At 68.9% G+C, this 8,011-nt stretch carries 6 protein-coding genes; all 6 read right to left on the bottom strand.

The features are described 5' to 3' along the window. Positions 1–31: 31 nt before the first annotated feature. Positions 32–211 (bottom strand): hypothetical protein, encoded by a 180-nt coding sequence (locus ACFV15_RS47185; RefSeq protein WP_378359947.1) that lies wholly within the window; start codon positions 209–211, stop codon positions 32–34. Between the two features lie 113 nt (positions 212–324). After that, entirely contained in the window at positions 325–1,566 is a 1,242-nt protein-coding gene (locus tag ACFV15_RS47180) for an MFS transporter (RefSeq protein WP_378359945.1), read from the bottom strand. Further along, complete coding sequence (locus ACFV15_RS47175; protein WP_378359943.1) at positions 1,563–2,810, bottom strand: phenylacetate--CoA ligase family protein; 1,248 nt, start codon at positions 2,808–2,810, stop codon at positions 1,563–1,565. The genes ACFV15_RS47180 and ACFV15_RS47175 overlap by 4 nt, the downstream gene beginning before the upstream one ends. After that, positions 2,807–5,320 (bottom strand): acyl-CoA reductase, encoded by a 2,514-nt coding sequence (locus ACFV15_RS47170; protein WP_378359941.1) that lies wholly within the window; start codon positions 5,318–5,320, stop codon positions 2,807–2,809. The genes ACFV15_RS47175 and ACFV15_RS47170 overlap by 4 nt, the downstream gene beginning before the upstream one ends. Then, positions 5,317–6,477, bottom strand: a complete 1,161-nt coding sequence (locus tag ACFV15_RS47165) for a hypothetical protein (RefSeq protein ID WP_378359939.1) — start codon at positions 6,475–6,477, stop codon at positions 5,317–5,319. The genes ACFV15_RS47170 and ACFV15_RS47165 overlap by 4 nt, the downstream gene beginning before the upstream one ends. After that, entirely contained in the window at positions 6,474–7,601 is a 1,128-nt protein-coding gene (locus tag ACFV15_RS47160) for a GNAT family N-acetyltransferase (RefSeq protein WP_378359937.1), read from the bottom strand. Before ACFV15_RS47160 ends, ACFV15_RS47165 begins: the two co-directional genes overlap by 4 nt. Positions 7,602–8,011 lie beyond the last annotated feature (410 nt).

The following is an 8,011-nucleotide window of genomic DNA, read 5'->3' as shown; positions in this document are numbered from 1 at the left end:
GTCGTCGGGGGCCTTCTTCGTTCGTGCGGTCTTAGACGAACATCTCCATGCCGTCCACCTGGGGCGCGCACTTGCAGATGTCGTCGTGGGTCCAGCGGCGGGCGGCCGTGGGCTGCGGGAGCGGCAGCTCCGCGTGGAGCGTGTCGGGGATGCACTGGCAGTCCGCGATCAGCTCGGTCATGGTCTCGGGGTCTGAGATAGCGATGCTCACGCCAACCACGGTATGGATCCTTTCGTCACGGCGACAGCCGTACTTATCGGTAGTCTTTTTCCGGGCGCGCCAAACAACCCGGATGGGTCATGACCAGCGGGTAACTTGACTTATTACTGAGTCGGCTCAGGCAGCCTGGAGAGCACGAAACCGATCACCAGCAGGCCTGCCGCCTGAACGAGGCAGAGCAGCTGCGGGCTGACGGCGTCGCCGATCGCGCCGAAGGCGAGGAACGCCACCGGGAACGTCGCGGTGATCGAGGCCATCATGGCGGCGAAGAAACGGCCCTTGGCCTCAGGCGGGACGACGGCCTGGAACAGGGCGGTGAACTTGACGTTCGACACGCCGAGGCAGAACCCGGCCAGCGCGAGCGTCACGATGGAGACCGGACCGGACACGAGCAGCCCCGGCACGGCGAGGAACAGGCCGAACGCGCCGAGGCAGACGGCGCCGAACTGGGTGATCCGGCCGCGCGTCGGCACGCGCACCGCGCCGAACGCGCCGAGCAGCAGCCCGAGCCACAACGCGGACTCGAGTGTCGCCAGCATCGCGGGCCCCTGCTGGAGCACCGACTTCGTGTACAGCGGCAGCACCAGCAGCGTCGGCGCGGAGAAGAAGTTCACCGCGGCGAAGCAGACCAGCAGCGGCCGCACGCCCGGCAGCGAGCCGAGGAACGCCCACGTGCCCTGCTTCTTCTCCGAAGCGAGGGCCGGAGCGGGCGGCTGCGCGTTGAAGCGGGCGTAGAGCAGACACAACGCGGCGACCACGTACGTGGTGGCGTTGACCGCCACCGCGCCTGCGAAGCCCACGGTCGCCAGCAGCCCGGCGCCGAACGCGGCGCCCGCGAAGTTCGCCACCGACTGCGTCGACGTCCCGAACCCGACCGCGCGTTCCATGTCCGCGCCGTCGACCAGTTCCGGGAGTGCCTTCATCAGGCAGGGGTCGAAGAACGCCTGGCACGTCGCGAGCGCCAGGCCGACCGGGTAGACCAGCCACACCGGCACCGAGTCCAGGTACGCCAGCACGGCGAGACCCGAGACCAGCACACCGGCGACGACCTCGGCACGCAGCATCACCCGGCGCGCGGGCACCGAGTCGATGAGACGGCCGATGCGCCCCGCCAGCAGCAGTGATGGCAGGGCACCGACCACCAGGAACGCACCCGCGGACAGGCCGCGCGACGACGCGGGCAGCTGGCCGAGCAGCCACCACAGCAGTGCGATCTGGTAGACCCGCGTACCGCCCTGGCTGAGCACCTGGCCCAGCCAGACGGCCGCGAAGTTCTTGTTACGGAACAAAAGTGGCAGCGGGCGCGTCGGCACCTCGGCCATGCGCTCTGCCTCTCTCACGTTCATACCGGACGCTCGTCGATGAGCCGGAGCACCTTGCTGGTGCGCGGGTTGACGGCGATCTCCGACGGCGCGACCCACTCCACGGCGAGCGGCTGGATGATGCCGCGCGCGACGTGGTCGGCGAAGCGCGGCGAGATCTCGTCGACCTGCGCGCTCAGGGTCTCGAGCACGGCGGCGCGGTCGGCCGCGTCGCTCGCGAAGCGCAGCACGAGCTGGTCCTTCGCGTCGACCCGGCGCAGCACGACCTGGAAGCCGCCGACGCGGGAGCCGGTCGCGGTGTCGACACAGCCGCGCAGATAGTCCAGGTGCAGGGTGACCGGCCCGACACGGGCACCCTCGTCGGCGCGGCCCAGCAGCCGGAAAGTGCGCTCCTCGAAGGAAACCCACTCGCCGAGGTCGCCGACGGGGTACCGGATCATCGGCTGCAGGCGCCTGCCGAGGTCGGTCACCAGCAGCCTGCCGGGGCGGCCGGGCTCCTCGATCGGCTCGCCGGTCTCGGTGTCGACGATCTCGATCACGTTGGTCGGCTCGAAGGCGCGGAACACGCGCACGTCCTCGCAGCCCTCGACCGGCGCACCGAGCACGCCGCCGTCGACACTGCCGTAGCCCAGCGAGCGGATCACGGCGTTGGGGAAGGCCTCGGTGACGATCCGGCGCTGGTCGCCGTAGAACGCCTCGCCGCTGAACAGCACGACCCGCACGTGGGACAGCGTGCCCACGTTCTCCTTCACGTACTGCGCGAGCTGCACCAGCGCCGTCGGGAACGCGACGATGACCGTGGCGGCGAAGTCCTGCAGCGCCTGGACCTTGAACGTCATCGGCGCGGCGCCGGCGATCGGCAGCTGGACGGTGTCGATCGCCTGCTCCTGCAGCATGTTCAGCATCAGGATGAAGCTGGAGTACAGCTCACCGGCGTAGAGCAGGTTCGCGACGCGGTCGCCGTGCCGCACGCCCGCCGCGGCCAGTCCGGTGGCGAAGGTGGTGGCGAGTGTCTTCCACTCGGGCCGGGTGTAGACGGACAGGCGCGGCGCGCTGGTGGTGCCGCCGGTCTTGAAGATGATCCCGTCGGTCTGCGGGCCGGTGAGCGCGGTGTTGCCGCGCATGGTGTTCGCGGCCCAGAACTCGGACTGGTCGATGATCGGCAGGTCGGTCAGGCGCACCGGCCCGGCCGGGACGCCGTCGTAGAGCTTCTTGTAGAACGGGGAGTTCGCGCGGGCGAAGGCGACGAGTTCGGTGAGGTCGGTCATCGGACGCTCCTGGAGGATCGGTTCTCGACCACGGCGATGAGCTTGCCGCTGCTGGCGGTGCGGTCGAAGGCGCTCTGCGGCGCGATTTCGGTGTTGAGGCGGAGCAACCGGGTGCCTTCGACGGCCTCGGTCAGCTCGGGGTAGCGCGCGATGAACTCGCGGGTGACGGTCTCGGGGTCGCCGGATTCCAGGCGCATGGTGAGGATGTCGCCCTTGGCGTCCTCGCTCAGCACCACCTGGAACGCGCCGGTGTACCCGAAGGCGTCCGCGGCGATCGCGGCGAACCGCCGGTAGTTCAGCGTCACGGCGGCGGTGCGGAACACGTCGCCGACGCGGCCGAGCAGCTCGAAGCGCGGGCTCTGGCGGCCGCAGCCGCACGGCTCGGTGATCCAGCGGCCGAGGTCGCCGATCTCGTAGCGGTCGACGCGCTGGCCGCGGCGGGTGTGCGCGGTGAAGACCAGGCGGCCCACCTCGCCGGGCGCGACCGGGGTGTCCGAGTCGGTGTCGAGGATCTCCAGCGTGTGCAGCCCGGGGAACATGTGGTGCACGCGCGCGGGCGACTCCAGGCACTGGTAACCCATCGGCCCGGCGTCGATGCCGCCGTACGCCGCGGAGCGGACGACCTCGACGCCGAACTCCTCGCGCAGCCACTGGATCTGGCTGTCGCCGAAGTGCTCACCGGCGTAGAAGATCTTGCGGACACCCCGGTAGCGGCGCAGCGCGTCGCCGCCTTCGGTGAACAGCCGCATGACGAAGCTCGGCACCGTGACCAGCGTGTCGATCTGATTGTCCACAATGGACTGGGCGATCGCCTCGAAGCGGTCCCACTCGCCGCCCATCGGGAACTGGACGGCGCCGAGCCGCTCCAGCGCGGAGAAGTAGCTGACGAAGCTGCCGTACATGTGCCCGCTGAAGAACAGGTTCATCACGCGGTCGGTGCGCGGGTCGATCCCGGTCGCGAGCAGCGCTTCGGACGCGAAGTTCGAGATCTCGTCGTAGTCGGCCCACGAGAACTTCGACAGCTTCGGCTTGCCGGTGCTGCCGCCGCTGAGGAAGAACACCTCGCCGCGGCCCGCCTGCAGGGTCTCGAACTCCGACTTGGGCGTCACCGGCACGTTCGGCGCCGGAAGCTGCGCGCCGGTGGTGAAGTCGTCGAGCGCGGCGTCGGTGGCGAACCGCTCGTCGAGCTGGACGTCGACGCGGCGGCTGTAGCGCTGCATCGCGTAGACGCCGTCGTGCGGCTCACCCGCGTAGCCGCCCAGCATCTGGCCGGGCACGGTGACCCGCTGGACGCCGGTGCTCACCAGCGTGCGGGCGAGCACCGCGGTGTCCTGGCGGGTGGCGGCGAGGCCGACGGTCTGCAGGTAGCGGCGCATCGGGCGCAGCGTGGCCGTGATCTCGGTGCGCGGCAACGGTTTCACCCACACCGTGCGGTACAGCGGCGAGGCGCGCAGCGCCGACCGGGTGTCGGCCATGACCCGCCAGGTGCCGTCGTCGGCGGTGATCACCTTGGTGAGGCCGAGGTTCTCCTCCAGCCGCGCGACGATGACCGTGTTGTTGATCTCGGCCCATTCGGCGTCGCTGGGGTCGCGCGGCTGACGCTGGTGGACGACCTCGGCCAGCACCGGCGCGAAGCGCTCGGCGAACGCGAAGACCTCTTCCTCGTCGTCGGTGTCGAGGTAGATGACCTGCGGGCTGGAGCAGGCCTGCTGGTCGAGACGGCAGACGTCGGCGGCGACGGCGTGCAGCGCGTCGGTCGCGGACCAGGTGTCGGCGGTCAGGTAGGCGAAGGAGAGCTTGGGGCCCCAGTCGATGAGGCGGGTGCCGGGGCCGGTGAACTCGGCGATGCCGTTGATGGCCTCCTCGCCACCCCAGACGGCGACGGCGTCGGCGGGCGCGACCATGCGCTCCAGCCAGTCCTTGCGCGAGGACGAGAACCGCAGCACGATCAGCCGCTCGGCGATCTTGCCGGTCGGGTCCTGCTCGGCCAGCGCGGCGAGGAACTCCGCGGTGAACAGCGAGTCGGCGCCACTGGTCTTGATGACGTTGAGGTTGCCGGTGAGCAGGCCTTCGATGGCGCTCAGCGCGCCGACGGCCGGTGCGTTGCCAGCCGCGACGTGCGCGAGCAGGCCGACCGGGACCCAGGCTTCGAAGATCGGGAGCTTGAAGTCGAACCGCGCGAGGCGTGCCGGGTCGACACCGCCGAGCTCGCGGGTGACCTTGCGCTCGAGCTCCTCACGGGCGAGCTGGTCGACCAGCAGGTCGAAGGTCTCGGCGATCTCGTCGCGGGGCAGTCCCCAGTCCTGCAGTCGCTCGGTGAGCTGGATCCGCACCACACTGTCCGGTTTGGACAGTCGCTCGGCGAGCTTCTCGCACGCGGCGAGCACGGTCAGCGGGCTCAACCGCTCGGCCGACAGCACGCGCTGGGTGGTCTCTTCGAGGGTTTCGAGCAGGTCGCCCGCGCGGACGTCGTCGACCCAGACTCCTTGCCAGTAATGCTCGTTACTCACGCTTTGTCCTTCAGAAGTTCGGCGGCGGCGATGGCACAGCTGCGGTTGCGGGAGATGCCCGCGCGTCCGTGGATCTCGAACCACGGGGTGGGCGTGCCGCAGCCGCATTCCCGCGGGGCGTGCAGCGTGCCGAGGTCACCCATCAGCACGCTCTGCGCGGGCGCCGAGGTGATGTACGGCGAGATGAACTGCAGATAACCGCGCTCACCGAAGGGAAGCGGTTCGAGTGTCCGCACCGACCGGACCAGCGCGCGCGACCAAGTAGGCACGTGCAGGTTGTGGTTCGGGCACTCGATGTACGGGATGGAGTGTTCGACGGAGCCGTAGGCGTCGCGGATGCGCTCGTCGGGGATGCCGAGCTGGCCGTTGATGCGGCGGTAGAGCTCGGGCTTCGCGATCTGCTTGTCCGCGTTGCCCTTCCAGCCGCCGCCGAAGAGCACCAGCGAGCGCTCGTTGAGCTTCACCGGCGGGAGGCCCAGCGCGCGCATCCGGTCGAGGGTGAAGGACAGGAACGCGGGGAAGCCGAAGATGCGGACGGGCACGTCCTCCTCGGCGAAGCGCTGCAGCGCGCGGATGGAGCCGAAGGCGTCGAACTCGTGGCCGGTGCCGGTGTGCGCGAGGCCGTAGTCGACCGAACCGGCCGGCGCGAAGTCGGTCAGCAGCTGGCCGGTGCGCGCGCTGCCGGTCTTGAGTCCCGGCTGCGGCTGGTTCGTGTAGAGCAGGTAGCTGACCGGGTCGCTGTCGATCCAGCTGTAGTGATCGAAGATCCGCGCGATCATCCGCTGGCCGGAGCGCACGGTCCACTCGTCCCAGAACATCTGCGACTTCTGGCCGGTGGTGCCCGAAGAGGTCGGGTTCACGAGAACGTCCTCGCGGGGCACGGAAAGGATCTCGTGCATTTTGAAGAAGTTCGCGTGGATGTACGGCTGACGCGTGAGGTCCTCAATGGACTTGAGCTCGGTCATGCCGTCGAAAAGGTTGGCATAGAACGGGGAACGCCGGACGTGCCAGTGGTTCGACTCGTTCATCGCGGCGACGAACAGCGCGTCGGTCTCCGCGTCGTGGCGGTACGGGTCGGCGATGTCGCACAATGCTTGGACGTTCTTGAGCGCGACGGTGTCGGGGACGGTCGCCGGGTCGGTCAGGTGCGGGCTCACCGGAAAACTCCACTGGTGTTGAGGTGACGCTGGGTCCACAGGTCGATGTACTGCTCGGCGTAGGGGCGGAAGGCCTCGTCGATCTTCAGCCCGCGGAAGTCGAGCGGCTGCATGGTCCGCGCCATCACCACGTAGTCCTGGAAGAGGCCGCCGTCGCGGCGCATCGCCGGGTACATGGCGGCGGGCAGGAAGCCGTGTGCCAGCAAGGCACTCAGCTCTTCGAAGGCGCAGAGCGGGACGATCGTCTCGAGGTAGGCGGCGCCCGCCTCGCTCAGCTTCCGGACGATCTGGCCGAGGTGCGGCACGACGGCGAGCCCGTTCGGGGTCCCGGCGATCATCGTGCCGTAGCCGTCGTGCTTGGTGAGCCGCGCGTAGAGCTCGAAGGTGCCCTGCGCGTCGGTGAGCAGCATGTTCGGGGTGTGCAGCGGGTAGTACCGGCGGTACGGGTCGCGCACCTGGGCGTCGAAGGTCCTGGCGACGAAGTGCGGGGCGTCGAGCAGTTCGAGTTCGACGTCGGAGCCGGTGACGGGGTACTCGGTCGCGGGGACGAACTCGGGGCGCACCGGCATGCCGACGCTGTGCTCGACGGCGGTGACCAGCCGTTCGAGCTCGGCCGGGACCTTGTGCACCGGCTCGCGGCGGTCGAGAACGCCCTCGGCGTGCTTGACCGTGAGCAGCACGGTCTCCTGGCTGTCGAACTTGTGGGCGTTGGGGAAGATGCCCAGCGCGGTGAAGTCGTTGCTCAGCATCATCCGCTGCGCCGCGGTGCTGGAGGTGCGCGACTTCCCGTACGCCGAGTCGATGTGGCCGCTGGTCAGCAGCAGGTCGGCGAGCGCGCCGACGGCCTTGCGCGCCATGCCGCGGCCGCGTGCGTCCGGGTGGACGATGAGGCTCTGCGTCCTGGCGATCCGGTCCTCGGCGGCGATCTCGGCCATGATCGTGGTGATGATGCGGCCGTTGTCGCGGGCGACCAGCCAGGAGGGGACCGGGTTGGCGATCGCGGCGGCCATCATCTCGGGGTCGTTGCCGCTGGGCAACGGATAGCTGTCGCCGTACTGCAGCCGGAAAAGGGCCAGCAACTCCTCTACGTCATCGAGTCGAGCGGGCTCGAATTCGGTACTCAACAAGGTCTCCTAGCGAAAATCGGATTCCCCGTGCACGCCGAACCAGCCGTCACACTCGGTGAGCGGGACGAGGGGGTGGTGGGGAAGGCCGGGCCGACTTGGCCCTGGTGCTACGAAGAATTTACCGTATCGAAACCTGTGACAGGATGTGACTGAATCGGTCTTGACGCGTCTACCAGCGGAAATAAACAAACCAGGTGGTCACCGTCACGAGACGTTTCCACCTAATGTCGCAACATACGTGCGTATAAGCCAGGGGTGTGACCAAGCTCGCGTATCCGCTGGTCAGGACTCGTGAGTGTTTAGGCCGGTTAGAACCCAATGCCGGGTAGTTAAGGCTTGGCCTGCGTTGTCAATCGGCACGTGAGCGAGTCGGGGGGGGCGCCGGCGGTGGGCCGACCACCCGCAGC

This window comes from Amycolatopsis sp. NPDC059657, assembly GCF_042734395.1.
In the GTDB taxonomy this organism is placed as follows: Bacteria; Actinomycetota; Actinomycetes; order Mycobacteriales; family Pseudonocardiaceae; genus Amycolatopsis.
The sequence above is the reverse complement of the archived record's forward strand: the minus strand, read 5'-3'. Positions and strand labels throughout refer to the sequence as shown.